Origin of the sequence: Sedimenticola selenatireducens (assembly GCF_963675335.2) — a bacterium.
In the GTDB taxonomy this organism is placed as follows: Bacteria; Pseudomonadota; Gammaproteobacteria; order Chromatiales; family Chromatiaceae; genus Sedimenticola; species Sedimenticola selenatireducens.
Window position 1 is genome coordinate 753345 of record NZ_CAXXYC010000003.1, and the last position, 17183, is coordinate 770527.

12 protein-coding genes are annotated in these 17183 nt (G+C 58.3%); 8 read left to right on the forward strand and 4 right to left on the reverse strand.

Annotated features, from left to right (window positions below; all coding sequences use genetic code 11):
* Positions 1 to 74: 74 nt before the first annotated feature.
* From ACHZBF_RS07235 to icmF, 4 genes are all read right to left on the reverse strand, one after another.
* A complete protein-coding gene (locus tag ACHZBF_RS07235; protein WP_029133991.1) occupies positions 75 to 1514 on the reverse strand; it encodes a sensor domain-containing diguanylate cyclase in 1440 nt (479 codons plus the stop codon).
* A 299-nt stretch (positions 1515 to 1813) separates the two neighbouring features.
* Positions 1814 to 2599, reverse strand: coding sequence for an enoyl-CoA hydratase-related protein (locus ACHZBF_RS07240; protein WP_321528065.1), 786 nt, complete (start codon positions 2597 to 2599; stop codon positions 1814 to 1816).
* A gap of 156 nt (positions 2600 to 2755) precedes the next feature.
* Positions 2756 to 3604, reverse strand: coding sequence for a 3-hydroxybutyryl-CoA dehydrogenase (locus tag ACHZBF_RS07245; RefSeq protein ID WP_029133989.1), 849 nt, complete (start codon positions 3602 to 3604; stop codon positions 2756 to 2758).
* A 190-nt stretch (positions 3605 to 3794) separates the two neighbouring features.
* On the reverse strand, positions 3795 to 7052 hold the full coding sequence (gene icmF, locus ACHZBF_RS07250) for a fused isobutyryl-CoA mutase/GTPase IcmF (RefSeq protein WP_029133988.1): 3258 nt from the start codon (positions 7050 to 7052) through the stop codon (positions 3795 to 3797).
* A 404-nt stretch (positions 7053 to 7456) separates the two neighbouring features.
* On the opposite strand from icmF, the gene ACHZBF_RS07255 reads away from it, so the two are divergent.
* From ACHZBF_RS07255 to ACHZBF_RS07290, 8 genes are all read left to right on the forward strand, one after another.
* A complete protein-coding gene (locus ACHZBF_RS07255) occupies positions 7457 to 7888 on the forward strand; it encodes a MerR family transcriptional regulator (protein WP_037375503.1) in 432 nt (143 codons plus the stop codon).
* 463 nt (positions 7889 to 8351) lie between these two features.
* Positions 8352 to 9515 (forward strand): isovaleryl-CoA dehydrogenase, encoded by a 1164-nt coding sequence (locus ACHZBF_RS07260; RefSeq protein ID WP_029133986.1) that lies wholly within the window; start codon positions 8352 to 8354, stop codon positions 9513 to 9515.
* Between the two features lie 136 nt (positions 9516 to 9651).
* The gene (locus tag ACHZBF_RS07265) at positions 9652 to 10836 is read left to right on the forward strand and encodes an acetyl-CoA C-acyltransferase (protein WP_029133985.1); all 1185 of its coding nucleotides are present in this window, start codon (positions 9652 to 9654) and stop codon (positions 10834 to 10836) included.
* A 155-nt stretch (positions 10837 to 10991) separates the two neighbouring features.
* Positions 10992 to 12128 (forward strand): acyl-CoA dehydrogenase family protein, encoded by a 1137-nt coding sequence (locus ACHZBF_RS07270; protein WP_321528066.1) that lies wholly within the window; start codon positions 10992 to 10994, stop codon positions 12126 to 12128.
* Positions 12129 to 12131: 3 nt separating this feature from the next.
* The gene (locus ACHZBF_RS07275) at positions 12132 to 12734 is read left to right on the forward strand and encodes a 2-hydroxychromene-2-carboxylate isomerase (protein ID WP_321528067.1); all 603 of its coding nucleotides are present in this window, start codon (positions 12132 to 12134) and stop codon (positions 12732 to 12734) included.
* Positions 12734 to 14341, forward strand: coding sequence for a carboxyl transferase domain-containing protein (locus ACHZBF_RS07280; RefSeq protein ID WP_029133982.1), 1608 nt, complete (start codon positions 12734 to 12736; stop codon positions 14339 to 14341). Before ACHZBF_RS07275 ends, ACHZBF_RS07280 begins: the two co-directional genes overlap by 1 nt.
* A gap of 16 nt (positions 14342 to 14357) precedes the next feature.
* Positions 14358 to 15161 (forward strand): enoyl-CoA hydratase/isomerase family protein, encoded by an 804-nt coding sequence (locus tag ACHZBF_RS07285; RefSeq protein WP_321528068.1) that lies wholly within the window; start codon positions 14358 to 14360, stop codon positions 15159 to 15161.
* Positions 15161 to 17152: an acetyl/propionyl/methylcrotonyl-CoA carboxylase subunit alpha gene (locus ACHZBF_RS07290; protein WP_029133980.1), complete on the forward strand. Its 1992-nt coding sequence runs from the start codon at positions 15161 to 15163 to the stop codon at positions 17150 to 17152. The genes ACHZBF_RS07285 and ACHZBF_RS07290 overlap by 1 nt, the downstream gene beginning before the upstream one ends.
* Positions 17153 to 17183: the final 31 nt, after the last annotated feature.

Here is a 17183-nt window from a genome sequence, read left to right on the forward strand (position 1 = left end):
AGTGTAGCTCGGGCAGTGGATAACGCCCGTTCGAATGCTGGCTGGAAGGGGGAAGGTGATTCTAATCCTGCAATCTAACCCTCAATGCGGTTGCGTCCTTTGCGTTTCGCCTCGTACAACTGGGTATCCGCTCGAGCAAGCAGGGTTTCACAGGTATCTTCGGGTTCAAATTCGGCAATACCAACGCTGATCGATTTTTGCACCAGCGCCTCTTCCTGATTGGCGGTGGAGAAAATGCGCAGGCGTATTCTGTCCATCAGTTGAGCAGCGGTTTTGGCGTCACAGTCCTGAAACAGGATGACGAACTCGTCGCCACCCCAGCGGGCGATGACGTCGTTTTTGCGGATATGTTCCCGCGCCAGCAGTGATACTGACTGCAACAGGCGGTCGCCTCCCAAGTGGCCTTCCTGATCATTGACCGTCTTCAGGTTATCGACATCGAACAGTGCCAGGGATAGACGGCTGGTGTGACGCCCCACGTTATTAATCACATGGGCGAACAGCACGTCAAAGTATTGCCGGTTGAACAGGCCGGTAAGCTTGTCTGTCTTGGCCATCGACTCCAGGTGGGACTGAAAGTGGTGAATGGTAAAGCCGCTGATCAGCAGCACCAGCAGGGTAATCGCCGCACTGATGATCAGATTGAAGAAAAGCGCATTGCGAAGCGGTGCCAGTGCCACATCCTCGGTCTGTTCCACCAACAGGAACCAGTCAAGCTCCGGTATATAGCGATAGGAGAGCAGTACAGTATCCTGTGCCCGGTCATAGATCAGAAAGCCACTGTCGCCGGTCAGCAATTTGTCCGCGACAGTAGAAATACCGGGTAGCTTCAGGATATTGACTGTGTCGATCATCGATTCATCGGTGTGGCTCTTGATGAACCCTTTACGATCAACAAAATAGATGCTTCTCTGATAGTTCTCGGTGTAGCGATCTATCATGGTTGCCACATTCACTACATCCAGTCCCAGTCCCGTGACACCAATAAAATTGCCGTCAAAGTCGTGCAGCTTATGATTGACGAAGATGGTCAAGTGGTTACGGTTGGCCTCGTTGGCATCCACATCCACCCGGTAGTTTCCCTCATGGGACTCCATGCTGAAGAACCAGCTGTCTTTCGGTACTTGGGGCGAAACGCTCTTCAGTACTCCCTTGGTGTGGTAATAGCGATGGGTCTTGGCAGAAACCAGAAAAGTGGAAGCAACCTGGTACTTCTTCTGTATCTCGGTAAGGTAACGGGTGATCTTGTTGAGGTCTGTTTCACCCTCTATCACCCAGTCCTTGAGAAAGGTGTCATTAGCCATCAGTGACGAGATATAGATCGGTCTTAGCAGGCTGGCCTGGATCTCCGAGTAGATGTTGTTGCTGGTTAGCGGCAGTTCATTGTTTATCAGTGCGGAGCGTATCGAGTTGCTGGAGACCAGATAGTTGGCGAAGTTCACCACGACGAAGCCGGATACCAGGATGGCACCCAGAATAAAGAGCAGTTTCCAGCGTGATGCGAATTGATGCATTGTTATGAGTTTATTTTGTTCTTTTGGATGGGGCCGACTGCAGGATTAGACAGGAGACTGCCGGGGGAGGCAAGGGGGGTAGCTGTAAAAGCGACCGGTGTCTGTGAGTGTTACTCAAACCAGACAGCCCGTTTCTTGCCGCGGGAGTGGTGTCCTCGTTCCCACGCGGAGCATGGGAACGAGAGCGGTGATTCGGGATCTGCCTGCCTACGCGAAACGCAGGGGGCGGGGTTGATTTTGACGGAGCGGTGAGATCGGAGCCTCGTGGTTTTTCTCATTCGACTCCGACCCCTTCCGGTTTAGCGCGCCTTGAACTGCGCTGCACGTTTCTCCAGGAAGGCACCCATGCCCTCCTTCTGATCTTCGGTGGAGAAGCAGAGGCCGAACACCTGGCTCTCCAGCAGGCAGGCGTTGTCCAGGTCCAGGTCCTGGCCCCGCTGCACAGCCTGTTTGGTCAGGCGTACGGATACCGGTCCTTTCTGGTTGATCAGTCGGGCCGTCTCCAGCGCCTTCTCCATCAACTCATCGGCGGCGTAAACATGATTCGCCAGGCCCCAGGCCAGAGCTTCATTGGCCTTTATCTGGCGACCGGTAACCAGCAGTTCCATCGCCTTGGCCCGGCCAATCAACCGGGTCAGCCGCTGGCTGCCGCCAAAACCCGGGGAGACACCAAGATTGACCTCCGGTTGTCCAAACTGGGCTTTCTCCGAGGCAATGATCCAGTCGCAGCTCATGGCCAGTTCATTGCCACCGCCGAGACAGTAGCCGTTGACCACGGCGATGACCGGGATATCCAGGGTTTCCAGGCGCCGAAAGGCGCGCATCCCTTTCTGCGAGAAGACCTGCCCTTCGATGGCGCTCTTGTCCCGCATCTCTGCGATGTCGGCACCGGCCACAAAGGCCTTGTCTCCGGCGCCGGTGACCAGCAGCACCCGGGCGTCCGGGGTGTTAGCGAGCTGTTCACCGGCCGCGTAGATTTCATCCAGGGTGGCGCTGTTGAGCGCATTGAAGCTGCGCGGGCGGTTGACGGTCAGCTTGTAGATGCCGGTTTCAACCTGTTCCAGGAGGATGTTTTCAAATTCCATAGTGGCCTCGCCTGTTGGCTGTTTGATCGATGGTTGTTGCCACGATTTATGCACTAACCCGGGCTAGCCGGGTTAGTAATCGGCCCGGGGCGGGCCTCCTACAAGTGAACCCTGTCTGTAGGAGCGGCGCCCCCGCCGCGATCAGTGGCCCGATGATTAGTAATCGTAGAAACCCTTGCCGCTCTTGCGTCCCAGGTAGCCGGCATCCACCATGCGACGGAGCAGGGGGCAGGGGCGGTACTTGGTATCGCCCATCCCTTCATGCAGTACCTCCATGATGGAGAGGCAGGTGTCCAGGCCGATCAGGTCTGCCAGGGCCAGCGGACCCATGGGGTGGTTCATGCCCAGCTTCATCACCTCGTCAATCGCCTCGACCGTGGCCACGCCCTCGTACAGGGTGTAGATCGCCTCGTTGATCATTGGCAGCAGGATGCGGTTGGAGACAAAACCCGGGCTGTCGTTGACCTCCACCGGCACCTTGCCGATCTTTTTCGACAGGTCGTCGATCAGCTGGTACACCTCGTCACTGGTCTGCAGGGCGCGGATCACCTCCACCAGCTTCATTACCGGGACCGGGTTCATGAAGTGCATGCCGATCACCTTCTCCGGGCGCTGGGTCTCACGGGCGATTCGGGTGAGGGAGATGGAGGAGGTGTTGGTGGCGAGTACCGCCTCGGGTTTACAGATGCGATCCAGCTCCTGGAAGATCTTGCTCTTGATCTCCAGGTTTTCACTGGCCGCTTCCACAATCAAATCAGCTCCGGCCAGTTCATCCAGACTGGTCACACCACTGATATTGGCCAGGGTGGCGGACTTGTCCGCTGCACTGATCTTCTCTTTCTGCAGCATCCGGTCGAGATTTTTTTCAATGGTATCCAGGCCGCGTTGAAGTGGAGCGTCGGCGATGTCATGCAGGATGACCTTGAATCCTGCGGCGGCAAAGACCTGAGCGATGCCGTTCCCCATGGTACCGGCCCCGATGACACCAACTGAATTAACTTGCATATCAACCTCTGGTAAACGTGAAATATATTACATATTACAAAGGATTTTTCTGCGGAGTGCAAAAGCAATTGCCCGACCGCAATGGTCTGCTTATCTGTTATTTTTAATAAATAATATAAACAGTAAGTTACCTTTGATTATTGAAGTAGCCAGTAAATAAACATGGGGGCGGAATCCCCCATGAATTTGGTTACATATTGCGGCGGTATTGCCCGCCCACCTCATACAGGGCGTTGGATATCTGCCCCAGGGAGCAGCTGCGAACGGCATTCATCAGCTCAACGAAGATGTTTTCGTTGTTGATGGCGGCGCTGCGAATCCGCTCCAGTGCGGTATCGGCCGCCGTAGCATGGCGTTGATTGAACTCACGCAGCCGTTTGATCTGGCTCAGCTTCTCCTCTTCAGTGGAGCGGGCCAGTTCGATCGTCACCTCTTCATTACCCTTCGGGTTGAGGAAGGTGTTGACGCCGATGATTGGCAAGGAGCCGTCGTGCTTCATGTGTTCGTAGTGGAGGGACTCATCCTGGATCTTGCCGCGCTGGTAGCCGGTCTCCATGGCACCCAACACGCCGCCCCGTTCAGAGATGCGTTCAAACTCGCTGAGCACGGCCTCTTCCACCAACTCTGTCAGCTCGTCGATGATGAAGGCGCCCTGGTTCGGGTTCTCGTTTTTGGTCAGGCCCCACTCATTGTTGATAATCAACTGGATCGCCAGGGCGCGGCGTACCGACTCCTCGGTCGGGGTAGTGATCGCCTCGTCATAGGCGTTGGTGTGCAGGCTGTTGCAGTTGTCATAAATAGCGATCAGCGCCTGCAGGGTGGTGCGGATATCATTGAAATCCATCTCCTGGGCGTGCAGTGAGCGGCCGGAGGTCTGAATGTGGTACTTGAGCTTCTGGCTGCGCTCGTTGGCGCCGTACTTGAAGCGCATGGCCGTGGCCCAGATGCGCCGCGCCACCCGGCCCATGACGGTGTACTCCGGGTCCATGCCGTTGCTGAAGAAGAACGACAGGTTGGGGGCGAACTCATCGATGTCCATGCCGCGGGCCAGGTAGGTCTCCACATAGGTGAAGCCGTTGGCCAGGGTGAAGGCGAGCTGGGAGATCGGGTTGGCTCCGGCCTCGGCAATGTGGTAACCGGAGATGGAGACGGAGTAGAAATTGCGCACCTGGTGGTGCACGAAGTACTCCTGGATATCGCCCATCAGCTTGAGTGCGAATTCGGTGGAGAAGATGCAGGTGTTCTGCCCCTGGTCCTCTTTCAGAATATCCGCCTGCACCGTGCCGCGTACATTGGAGAGCGTCCAGGCGCGGATCTTCTCGATCTCCTCATCGGTGGGTTGGCGGCCGTTGTCGGTTTCGAATTTGTTGATCTGCTGATCGATGGCGGAGTTAAGGAACATGGCCAGGATCATCGGTGCCGGGCCGTTCACCGTCATCGATACCGAGGTGCTCGGATTGCAGAGATCGAACCCGTCGTACAGCACTTTCATGTCATCCAGGGTGGCGATGGAGACGCCCGAGTTGCCGATCTTGCCATAGATATCGGGTCGTTCGTCAGGATCGCAGCCGTACAGGGTGACCGAGTCAAATGCGGTAGAAAGTCTTTTAGCATCAGAGTGTTCTGACAACTTCTTAAAGCGACGGTTAGTGCGGAATGCATCCCCTTCACCGGCAAACATGCGGGTCGGGTCCTCGCCTTCACGCTTGAACGCGAACACCCCGGCCGTGTAGGGGAAGGTGCCGGGTACGTTCTCCAGCAGCAGCCACTTCAACAGCTCGCCGTGGTCCTCGTATTTCGGCAGTACCACCTTGGGGATCTTGGTGCCGGAGAGGGTGGTACGGGTGATCTGGGTACGGATCTCCTTGTCGCGGATCTTCACCACGTACTCATCGCCGGCGTAACTCTGTTTCACCTGCGGCCAGATCTCCAGCAGCTTTTTCGCCCGTTGGTCCAGCGCTTCATCACGTTCGGCGATCAGCCGGTCCAGGTCCGCAACCATGCTGCCGGCCTCGCCCAGCATGCGTTTGGATTCGCTCAGTTGTTGCCGCTCGCGGGCAATCCGTGCCTGGGTTGCCACCGTCCTTTTATAGCCACGTACCGATTCCGCGATCTCCGCCAGATAGCGCGCCCGCTGGGGCGGCACGATCACCTGCTTGCCGGTGGAGCATTTTTCGTCGCCGCGGGGGAGGCTGTCCTCGCTGACGGTCATGCCCAGTTCCGCCAATTTGTCACGCAGGCCATGATACAGGGCGGTCACGCCCTCATCGTTGAAGCGGGCCGCAATGGTGCCGTAGACCGGCATCTCTTCCACCGGCGTGCTGAACGCCTCCTGGTTGCGTTGTACCTGTTTGCGCACATCCCGAAAGGCGTCCTCCGCTCCCTTGCGGTCGAACTTGTTAATGGCAATGAAGTCGGCAAAGTCCAGCATGTCGATCTTTTCCAGCTGGCTCTGGGCGCCGAACTCCGGAGTCATCACATAAAGTGAGGCGTCCACCAGCGGCACAATGCCGGCATCGCCCTGGCCGATGCCTGGGGTCTCGACAATGATGAAGTCAAAATCGGCCAGTTTGCACGCCTTGACGATATCCGCCACATAGTCCGGCACCTCACCACTGGCGTCACGGGTAGCGACCGAGCGGAAGAAGATATTCGGATGCTCGATGGCGTTCATGCGGATACGGTCGCCCAGCAGGGCACCGCCGGTTTTTCGGCGGGTCGGATCGACGGCAATAATGGCGATCTTGAGCTGGTCCTGCTGGCCCAGCCGGAAGCGGCGGATCAGCTCGTCAGTCAGGGAAGACTTGCCGGAACCACCAGTACCGGTGATACCCAGTACCGGGATCTGCTTCTTTACTGTCAGGGCTGCTTCGGAAACCTGTTCCGAAAGGGTGTTGTCGCTGTTCTCAAGTCGGGTGATGATCTGGGACAGTGCCCGCCAATCACCCTTTATGACCGGCTCAAGGCTGTCGGGGGCGAACTGGCCGGGATCGAAATCGCTCTGTTCCATGGCGAACTGGATCATTCCCTGCAGGCCCATTTTCTGGCCGTCCTCCGGAGAGAAGATGCGGGTCACGCCGTAGTCGTGCAGTGCCTTGATCTCTTCCGGCACAATCACACCACCACCACCGGCAAAGACGCGTATCTCCTGACCGCCGCGCTCCTTCAGCATATCCACCATGTACTTCAGGTATTCGACATGGCCGCCCTGATAGGAACTGATGGCGATGCCCTGGACATCCTCCTGCAGCGCGGCATTGACTATCTCGGCAACCGAACGGTTATGCCCCAGATGGATCACCTCGGCGCCCTGGGCCTGAAGGATACGTCGCATGATGTTGATGGAAGCGTCATGGCCATCAAACAGGCTGGCAGCCGTTACAAAGCGTATTTTGTTCTGTTGGTGAGCAATGCCGACCACATTGTTTGCCTGAAGGACGTTCGACATAATGTCTCCGGTGTAATTCTGTAACTTACTGTAAATAAAATAAATATCGTTTTACTGTTGATTGGGTGTCCGGTCCGGGGCACTCTCTCGGATCGTATTCAGACTAAAGCTACCTTACGTTAACGTAAACGTCAATGATATGCTCTCGGTCGACGGAGGTCGCAAATTGGGCGACTCGACCATGTTAGGAATAGAAAGTATAGTGACGTTTACGTAAACGTAGGTTATAACAATAGGCAGCAGGTTTTGCCGTTCAGCGTCGTCACCGTTGAGTATGGCACTCATAAAAGCAAACTGCGGTCAGTTTTGCCCGGAAATTATCATCACCGTAAACAGGAGCCGGCGACGGACAGCACGGTGTACCGATCTATAAAAAGCACTGTTAACTGGGATAGAATATGCTAATGGATAAACTACACGACGATCCGGCTGACGATGTCGAAACCATGAAAGGCACCACCTATACCATCTCCGAACTGGCCAAGGAGTTCGATGTCACCCCAAGAGCTATCCGCTTCTATGAGGATCAGGGTTTGATCTCCCCCAGTCGGAAAGGACGGCGACGGGTCTATCGTGAACGCGATCGGGTGCGTCTTAAACTGGTGCTGCGGGGCAAGCGGCTCGGTTTTCCACTCTCCGAAGTAAAAGAGATGTTCGATCTGTACGATACCTCGCCCGGTGAGTCCGGCCAGTTGCGCTTTCTGATTGATAAAATCAAGGCCCGGCGCGAGATGCTGGAACAGCAGCGTCAGGATATCGAGGCGGTGCTGCACGAGATGGAAAGCGTCGAGAAGCGCGCTCTGAATGTGCTCAGCGAGCTGGATAGCGATGGTTGATAGTGGCGCCTTTTTGGCCTGCCACTGTTATTCAGAAACCATCGCCCATAAATACCCGTTAACTCTTCCGTGCCCCTTGGTAAGCGAGTTAAATACCCGGTGGGTGGACAAAAGCTGGCTTGCCCCATACAGCTGCGGTCCTTTTCATCTTCATCCCTCTCTTGTCCATTCTACTTAATTGCCGCTGTTTGAATTTCTGAACGCTGTTTTCCTCTTCATTCTATAGTTGAGTAACAGCAGGTATTATAAATACATTGCAGTTGACGTTAACGTAAACGTAAGTTATGTTTTGCGTCGGTTGTTGAGTTCCGGCGGATTTCGGTTTTGACCAATGATTACCGGTTTGGTGTGGTTGCCCCATTTGGCACGCGTCTGCATCTCTTGGCGGACGGGTGACAGTATCCACGCCGTATATTTTGAGAGGCTGTCTGCCTGCGGCAGCATCTGTTAAGGAGAAATCTGAATGATCCACCTGCCTTCGTTGAATTTTGATCTGGGTGAAACCGTAGAGATGTTGCGTGATTCCGTGCAGGAGTTTACCGCCGCCGAAATTGCACCCATCGCGGCGGAAACGGACGAAAAGAACGAGTTCCCCAACCATCTGTGGAAAAAATTGGGTGATATGGGGCTGCTGGGTATCACTGTTTCCGAAGAATTTGGCGGTAGTGAAATGGGTTACCTGGCTCACATGGTGGCCATGGAAGAGATCAGCCGCGCCTCCGCCTCTATCGGTCTCAGTTATGGCGCCCATTCCAACCTCTGCGTTAACCAGATCAAGCGTAACGGCAATCAGGCACAGAAAGAGAAATATCTGCCGAAACTGATTACCGGTGAACATATTGGTGCCCTGGCCATGTCCGAGCCGAATGCCGGTTCCGACGTGGTCGGCATGCGCCTCAAGGCCGAGAAGCGGGGGGATCGCTATATTCTTAACGGCAACAAGATGTGGATCACCAATGGCCCGGATGCCCATGTGATGGTGGTCTATGCCAAGACCGATCCCAGTGCCGGTGCGAAAGGCATTACCGCCTTTATCATCGAACGGGAGTTCGGCGTCAAAAGTGCCCAGAAGCTGGATAAGCTCGGCATGCGCGGTTCCAACACCGGTGAACTGGTGTTCGAGGATGTGGAAGTACCGGAGGAGAACATACTCGGTGGCCTCAATCAGGGCGTCAAAGTGCTGATGAGCGGTCTCGATTACGAGCGCGCCGTGCTTTCCGGCGGTCCGCTGGGCATCATGCAGGCGTGCATGGACGTGGTCGTGCCTTACGTTCACGAGCGCGAACAGTTTGGTCGCCCCATCGGTGAGTTTGAGCTGATGCAGGGCAAGCTGGCCGATATGTACACCACCCTGAACGCCTGCAAGGCCTATGTCTATGCGGTCGGCAAGGCGTGCGATCGCGGCGAGACCACCCGCAAGGATGCCGCCGGTGCCATTCTCTATTCTGCGGAAAAAGCCACCTGGATGGCCCTGGAGGCGATCCAGACCCTGGGCGGCAACGGCTACATCAATGAGTATCCCACCGGCCGCTTCCTGCGGGATGCCAAGCTCTACGAGATCGGTGCCGGTACGTCGGAGATCCGTCGCATGCTGATCGGTCGGGAGCTGTTCAACGAGACCCGCTAGCCGGTACTGACGGGCAGCCTGGACACGGCAGGTATAGGGGCGAGTCGCAGGATGGGGTGAGCGAAGCGAACCCCATCATCTGTTACCGGTAGAGTCCCACACAAAATTGAGTATTTGAACAGACCGGAGTTATTCCATGAGTGATCCAATTGTCATCGTTGATATCGCCCGTACCCCGATGGGCGGTTTTCAGGGCGCCCTCGCTGCATTGACCGCGCCTCAGCTCGGCTCGGCGGCCATCGCCGCAGCGGTTTCGCGGGCCGGTATCAGTCCCGAGGATGTCCAGGAGGTGCTGATGGGTAACGTGTTGACCGCCGGTATCGGCCAGGCGCCCACGCGCCAGGCGGCGCTCGGTGCCGGTATTCCCCTGAGCACCCCCTGTGCCGGTATCAGCAAGGTGTGCGGTTCCGGTATGAAGGCCGTGATGCTGGCCCATGACCTGATCAAGGCCGGCAGCAACCAGGTGATGGTGGCCGGTGGCATGGAATCCATGAGTAACGCCCCCTATCTGCTGGAGAAGGCACGAGGCGGTTATCGCCTGGGCCATGGCAAGGTGATGGATCATATGTTCCTGGACGGTCTGGAAGACGCCTACTTCGACCGGGGTGCACTGATGGGAACCTTTGCCGAACAGTGTGCCGATCACTTCAAATTCAGCCGCGAACAGCAGGATGAGTTTGCCATTGCCTCCCTCAGTCGTGCCAATGCCGCGATCGAGGCGGGCCGTTTCGAGCGTGAAATAGTCCCGGTGACCATTTCGGGGCGCGGTGGTGATACCCAGGTGGCCATTGACGAGCAGCCCGGCAAGGCCCGCCCGGAGAAGATACCCAGCCTGCGTCCCGCCTTCCGCAAGGACGGCACCGTGACTCCGGCCAACTCCAGTTCCATCTCCGACGGCGCGGCGGCCCTGGTGCTGATGCGTGCCTCGGAAGCCGAACGACGCGGTCTCTCTCCCAGGGCAGTGATCCATGGCCATGCCGGTTATGCCGGCGAGCCCTGCTGGTTCACCACCGCCCCGGTCTACGCCATGCAGAATCTGCTGCAGCGGCTGGAGTGGAACAAACAAGATGTGGACCTGTGGGAGATCAACGAGGCATTTGCCGTAGTCACCATGGCGGCCATGCGCGAGATGGGACTGGATCATGAAAAAGTGAACATCAACGGCGGCGCCTGTGCCCTGGGTCACCCGATCGGTGCCTCCGGCGCACGTATCATCGTCACCCTGCTGGCGGCGCTGGAAGAGCAGGGGCTGAAGCGCGGTGTCGCTTCCCTCTGCATCGGTGGCGGTGAGGCCACTGCGGTTGCCATTGAGCGGCTGTAACACATACTGCAGGAGCGGCGTCCCCGTCGTGATTATCGGCCCGGGGGCGGGCCTCCTGCCGCGAAATTGCCCGTAGGAGCGGCGCCTCGCCGCGAACAACCGGCCTGGAGCGGGCTGGTATGAATAACAAAATAGTGACCCACAGGAGCCGTTGAATGATCCTCACTGAAGAACAGCGCATGATCCGTGACATGGCACGGGACTTTGCCCGGGAGCGCCTTGCTCCCAATGCTGCCGAGTGGGACCGGGAGAGTATCTTTCCATCCGATGAACTGAAGGAACTGGGGGCGCTCGGCCTGTTCGGTATGACCATTCCCGAGGAGTGGGGTGGCGCAGGCACCGACTATCTCTCATTTGCCCTGGCGATCGAGGAGATTGCCGCAGGTGATGGCGCCTGCTCGACTATCCTGAGTGTCAACAACTCGGTGGTCTGCGGACCGCTGCTGAAATTCGGCAGCGACTATCTCAAGCAGACCTATTTGAAGCCGCTCGCCTCCGGCGAGATGCTTGGCTGCTTCTGTCTCACCGAACCCCAGGCCGGTTCCGATGCCTCGGCGCTGAAGATGCGTGCGCTGCGCGATGGCGATGAATATGTGCTGAACGGCACCAAGCAGTTCATTACCTCTGGCAAGTATGCCCAGGTGGCGATCGTGTTTGCCGTGACCGATCCGGCGGCAGGAAAGAAGGGGATCAGCGCCTTCGTGGTACCTACCGACAACCCGGGTTACAAGGTGGCCAATATCGAGCAGAAGATGGGCCAGCACGCCTCGGATACCGCACAAATTTTCTTCGACGAGTGCCGCATCCCGGCGGATCACCTGATCGGGCAGGAGGGTGAGGGCTACAAGATTGCGCTAAGCAATCTGGAGAGTGGGCGCATCGGCATTGCCGCCCAGTGTGTCGGCATGGCACGGGCGGCCTATCAGGCGGCACTTGACTATGCGCGGGAGCGGGAGAGTTTTGGCACGCCGATTATCAATCACCAGGCGGTGGCCTTCCGGCTGGCCGATATGGCCACACAACTGGAGGCGGCCCACCTGATGGTGATGAACGCGGCGGTGCTGCGGGATGCGGGTCAGCCCTGTCTCAAAGAGGCCTGCATGGCGAAGCTGTTTGCCTCCGAGGCGGCGGAACAGATCTGTTCGGCGGCGATTCAGGTGCATGGTGGATACGGCTATCTGAAGGATTTTCCGGTGGAGCGCATATATCGTGATGTGCGTATCTCGCAGATTTATGAAGGCACCAGTGACATACAGCGTATTGTCATCTCCCGTGCCATTGCCGAGGAGTGAGCCATGAGTGCCCCGCTGGAGTTCTATTTCGATTTCTACTCACCCTATGGCTATCTGGCCAGTGCCCGCATTGATGAGATTGCCGCCAAACATGGGCGGGAGGTGATCTGGCGGCCCTTTCTGGTGGGGGCGACCTTCGCCCTGACCGGCGCCCGTCCACTGGTGGATATCCCGCTGCAGGGTGACTATTCACTGCATGACATGCGACGCTGCGCCCGTGAACAGGGCCTGCCATTCCAGCTGCCTGACAACTTTCCCAAGGCGGCCCTGGCTCCTTCCCGCGCCTTTTACTGGCTGGTGGATGCACAGCCGGAGAAGGCGAAGGCCCTCGCCAGAAAAATCTACCACGCCACCTTTGGCGACGGGCGTGATGGCACCGACGCCAACCTGGTGGCTGATCTGGCCGTTCCACTTGGTATTGATCGGGAGCAACTGCTACTGGGGATGCAGAGTCCGGAAGTGAAGGCGCGACTGAAACAGGAAACGGAGGCGGCTGTGGCGCGTGGGGTATTTGGCTCGCCCTATATCTTTGTGGACGGTGAACCCTTCTGGGGTAATGACCGGCTGGAGCAGGTCGACCGCTGGTTAGCGACAGGAGGCTGGTAATGTCGGTCATCAAGAGCAGTATCAATCGCAAAAGTGAACAGTATCGGGAGAACCAGGTGTTCATGCAGGCGCTGGTGGCCGATCTGCGTGAGCGGGTGGAGGTGATTGCCGAGGGTGGTGGCGAGCGGGCCCGGGAAAAGCATTTGAAGCGGGGCAAACTGCTGCCGCGTGAACGTATCCGCGTACTGCTGGATACCGGCTCGCCGTTTCTGGAACTGTCCCAGTTTGCCGCCTTCGGCATGTACAACAACGAGGTGCCGGCGGCGGGGGTGATTACCGGCATCGGCCGGGTCTGTGGTCAGGAGTGCATGATCATTGCCAACGACGCCACGGTGAAGGGCGGCAGTTATTTCCCGATGACGGTGAAAAAGCATATTCGCGCGCAGGAGATCGCCCGGGAAAACCGGCTCCCCTGTATCTACCTGGTAGACTCGGGTGGCGCCAATCTGCCGACCCAGGACGAGGTGTTTCCCGACCGTGAACACTTTGGTCGCATCTTCTATAACCAGGCCAACATGTCGGCCCAGGGCATCCCTCAGGTTGCCGTGGTGATGGGTTCCTGTACCGCGGGTGGTGCCTATGTGCCGGCCATGTCGGATGAGAGCATTATCGTCAAGGAGCAGGGCACTATTTTCCTCGGCGGCCCGCCGCTGGTGAAGGCGGCCACTGGCGCGGTGGTGACGGCGGAGGAGCTGGGCGGGGCGGATGTGCATTCGCGCACCTCGGGTGTTACCGATCACTACGCCATGAACGACTCCCACGCGCTGGGTTTGGCGCGCCGCGTGGTCAACACCCTGAACCGTGACAAGCGGCCCGAGGTAACGCTGCGCCAGCCGGTGGAACCGCTCTATCCGAAGGAGGATATTTACGGCATCGTGCCCACCGACCTGCGCAAGCCGTTCGATATCCGCGAGGTGATCGCCCGGGTGGTGGACGGCAGCGAGCTGGACGAATTCAAAAAGCTCTACGGCACCACCCTGATCTGCGGCTTTGCCCATATCCACGGCTACCCGGTAGGCATTGTCGCCAACAACGGTATCCTGTTTTCCGAGTCGGCGCAGAAGGGTGCGCACTTTGTCGAACTCTGTGCCCAGCGCGGTATCCCGCTGGTGTTCCTGCAGAACGTCACCGGCTTCATGGTGGGCAAGAAGTATGAGGCGGGTGGCATCGCCAAGGACGGGGCCAAGATGGTGACCGCCGTGGCCTGTGCCAAAGTACCCAAGTTCACCATTATCGTCGGTGGCAGTTTTGGTGCCGGCAACTACGCCATGTGTGGCCGTGCCTACGGCTCCCGCTTCCTCTGGATGTGGCCCAACGCCCGGGTCTCGGTGATGGGTGGGGAACAGGCCGCCAACGTGCTGGGGCAGATCAAGCGTGACGCCCTGGAGGCGCGTGGTGAAAGCTGGGCGGCGGCGGACGAGGAGGCCTTCAAGGCGCCCATCCGTGATCAGTACGAACACCAGGGACATCCTTACTACGCCAGTGCCCGCCTGTGGGATGATGGAATTATCGACCCGGCGGATACCCGCACGGTGCTGGGACTGGGCCTCTCGGCAGCGTTGAATGCGCCGGTGGAAAAGACCACTTTCGGCATCTTCAGGATGTAACAGGGAATTGACAGAGATGATGGCAGAAAACTCGGTAATACTGGCGGTGGATGAGCGCGGTGTCGCAACGCTCACCATCAACCGTCCGGAGATTCACAACGCATTTGATGATGTCCTGATCTCGAGGCTGCTGCAGGCCCTGGACTCGGTTGAGGTCGATCCCGGGGTGCGGGTGGTCGTGTTGCGTTCCGAAGGCAAGAGCTTCTCGGCGGGTGCCGACCTGAACTGGATGCGGCGTATGGCCGATTACAGCGAGGCGGAAAACCTCGCTGATGCGCGCATGCTGGCCAGTCTGATGGAGAAACTTAACGGTCTCTCCAAGCCAACCATTGCTCAGGTACAGGGCGCGGCCTTTGGCGGCGGTGTCGGGCTGGTGGCCTGTTGTGATATGGCGGTGGCGGTGGCAGGGGCGAAGTTCTCTCTTTCTGAAGTACGGTTGGGTCTGATCCCGGCAGTCATCTCCCCCTATGTAATTGCGGCCATGGGTGAACGCGCTGCGCGTCGTTACTTCCTCACCGCCGAGCGCTTTGATGCCACGGAGGCATTGCGTCTGGGTCTGCTGCATGAGGTGGTGCCGGAAGGACAGTTACAAGCACAGGTCGATGATTTGATTGAGGAGTTGCTGAAGGGTGGCCCCGGTTCACAGGCGGCTGCTAAGTCCCTCATCTTCGCTGTGTCGCGTCAGCCGACCAGCGAGGCAGTGATTGAGGATACCGCCAGAAGAATTACTGCTGCCCGATCGTCGGATGAGGGCAAGGAGGGGTTGGGCGCCTTCCTGAACAAACGCACACCGGCCTGGATATCCGAGGATCTACAGTGATGTTTGACAAGATACTGATTGCCAACCGGGGCGAGATTGCCTGCAGGGTCGCCCGTACCGCCCGTCGTCTTGGCATCACCACGGTTGCTGTCTACTCAGAGGCCGATGCCGAGGCGATGCATGTGGCGTTGTGTGACGAGGCTTATCTGATAGGGCCCGCACCCGCCAAGGAGAGTTACCTGCGGGCCGACAAGATCCTGGCGGTGGCCAAGGCATCCGGCGCCCAGGCGGTACATCCCGGCTACGGCTTCCTGTCGGAAAACGCCGAGTTTGCCGAGGCGTGCCAGGCGGCGGGTATCGCCTTTATCGGTCCACCTGCATCTGCCATCGTCGCCATGGGCTCGAAGAGCGAGGCGAAACGGATCATGAGTGAGGCCAATGTACCGCTGGTGCCTGGCTATCATGGCAATGACCAGTCACCCGAGACTCTGAAGCGTGAAGCCAACACGATGGGTTATCCACTGCTGATCAAGGCTACCGCCGGTGGCGGAGGCAAGGGCATGCGGGTAGTCAACAACGCCGAAGGATTCATGGATGGCCTGAATGCCGCCAGGCGAGAGGCGATTGCTTCTTTTGGCGACGACAAGGTGCTGCTGGAGCGTTATCTGCTGGCGCCACGTCATGTGGAGCTGCAGGTATTTGCCGACAGCCAGGGCAACGCGGTACACCTGTTTGAACGTGACTGTTCGGTACAGCGTCGCCATCAGAAGGTGCTGGAAGAGGCGCCGGCCCCCGGTATGACTCCCGAACTGCGTGCGGCGATGGGCGAAGCGGCCACCAATGCCGCCCAGGCAATCGGCTATGTCGGTGCTGGGACTGTTGAATTCCTGCTCGACAGCGACGGTAAATTCTACTTCATGGAGATGAATACCCGGCTGCAGGTGGAACATCCGGTAACCGAGATGATCTCCGGACAGGACCTGGTGGAGTGGCAGCTCAAGGTGGCGTCCGGTGAAGCGTTACCGATGAACCAGTCCGAGCTGCGTATCAATGGTCACGCCTTTGAGGCACGGGTCTATGCCGAGAATCCGGCAAAGGATTTCCTGCCCGCCACCGGCAGGCTGCGTTATCTGCAGACCCCGGAGCAGGGCCCCTGTGTGCGGGTCGATACCGGGGTGGAGCAGGGCGATGAAGTGAGTGTCCATTACGATCCGATGATTGCCAAGCTGATTGTCTGGGGCGAGGACCGGGCCAGTGCGCTGCACAAGCTGCGTGCGGCACTGGCCGATTACCGGGTCGTCGGCGTCACTACCAATCTTGAGTTTCTCTCCACCCTCTGCGCACTGCCGGCCTTTGCCAACGCCGAGCTGGACACCGGCTTTATAGAAAAGCATGAGGCGGAGCTGTTTCCGGCGGCCGAGGTGCTGTCGGATGATATCCTGGCGATCGCGGCGCTCTACGAACTGCTGGGTGAGCAGCGGCAGACGTTACAGCGCCAGGCCCACTCCAACGATCCGTTCTCTCCCTGGGGCCGGACTACCGGCTGGCGCATGAACCAGGACAGCTTCCATGCCCTGCATTGGGCCACCGAAAGTGACCATGGCAGCGTGGTGGCCCACTATCGGGACGCTGCTTTCCTGCTGGAACTGCCGGGTGGCGAGTGTCTGGTTTCCGGCGAAATCCTGGACAATGGTGATCTGCTGGCGGATCTGGGTGGGCGCCGCTTCAAGGTGGCGGTGATCAAGCACGGTCAGGAACTGACTATTCTGCATCAGGGCCGTTCCTGGCAGCTCGCACTCACCGATCCGCGGCTGGAAGCGCTGGAGGGCGAGGGAGCCGGAGGCAGCCTGGTGGCGCCCATGACCGGCAACGTGATTGCCATCAACGTGGTCGAAGGGGATGTGGTCAAACAGGGTGATGCGGTGATGATTGTGGAGGCCATGAAGATGGAACACACCATCACGGCCCCGACCGACGGGACAGTGAAGGAGATCCGTTTCGCGGTGGGCGACCAGGTGGAAGATGGTGAGCCGTTGCTGGTGATCGAATAGGGAGAATACCCGTGTAGGTTGGGTTAGCCCA

Coding starts and splice junctions, on each gene's coding strand:
- ACHZBF_RS07235 (WP_029133991.1), bottom strand. CDS start 1,514: ATGCATCAATTCGCATCACGCTGGAAACTGCTCTTTATTCTGGGTGCC.
- ACHZBF_RS07240 (WP_321528065.1), bottom strand. CDS start 2,599: ATGGAATTTGAAAACATCCTCCTGGAACAGGTTGAAACCGGCATCTAC.
- ACHZBF_RS07245 (WP_029133989.1), bottom strand. CDS start 3,604: ATGCAAGTTAATTCAGTTGGTGTCATCGGGGCCGGTACCATGGGGAAC.
- icmF (WP_029133988.1), bottom strand. CDS start 7,052: ATGTCGAACGTCCTTCAGGCAAACAATGTGGTCGGCATTGCTCACCAA.
- ACHZBF_RS07255 (WP_037375503.1), top strand. CDS start 7,457: ATGGATAAACTACACGACGATCCGGCTGACGATGTCGAAACCATGAAA.
- ACHZBF_RS07260 (WP_029133986.1), top strand. CDS start 8,352: ATGATCCACCTGCCTTCGTTGAATTTTGATCTGGGTGAAACCGTAGAG.
- ACHZBF_RS07265 (WP_029133985.1), top strand. CDS start 9,652: ATGAGTGATCCAATTGTCATCGTTGATATCGCCCGTACCCCGATGGGC.
- ACHZBF_RS07270 (WP_321528066.1), top strand. CDS start 10,992: ATGATCCTCACTGAAGAACAGCGCATGATCCGTGACATGGCACGGGAC.
- ACHZBF_RS07275 (WP_321528067.1), top strand. CDS start 12,132: ATGAGTGCCCCGCTGGAGTTCTATTTCGATTTCTACTCACCCTATGGC.
- ACHZBF_RS07280 (WP_029133982.1), top strand. CDS start 12,734: ATGTCGGTCATCAAGAGCAGTATCAATCGCAAAAGTGAACAGTATCGG.
- ACHZBF_RS07285 (WP_321528068.1), top strand. CDS start 14,358: ATGATGGCAGAAAACTCGGTAATACTGGCGGTGGATGAGCGCGGTGTC.
- ACHZBF_RS07290 (WP_029133980.1), top strand. CDS start 15,161: ATGTTTGACAAGATACTGATTGCCAACCGGGGCGAGATTGCCTGCAGG.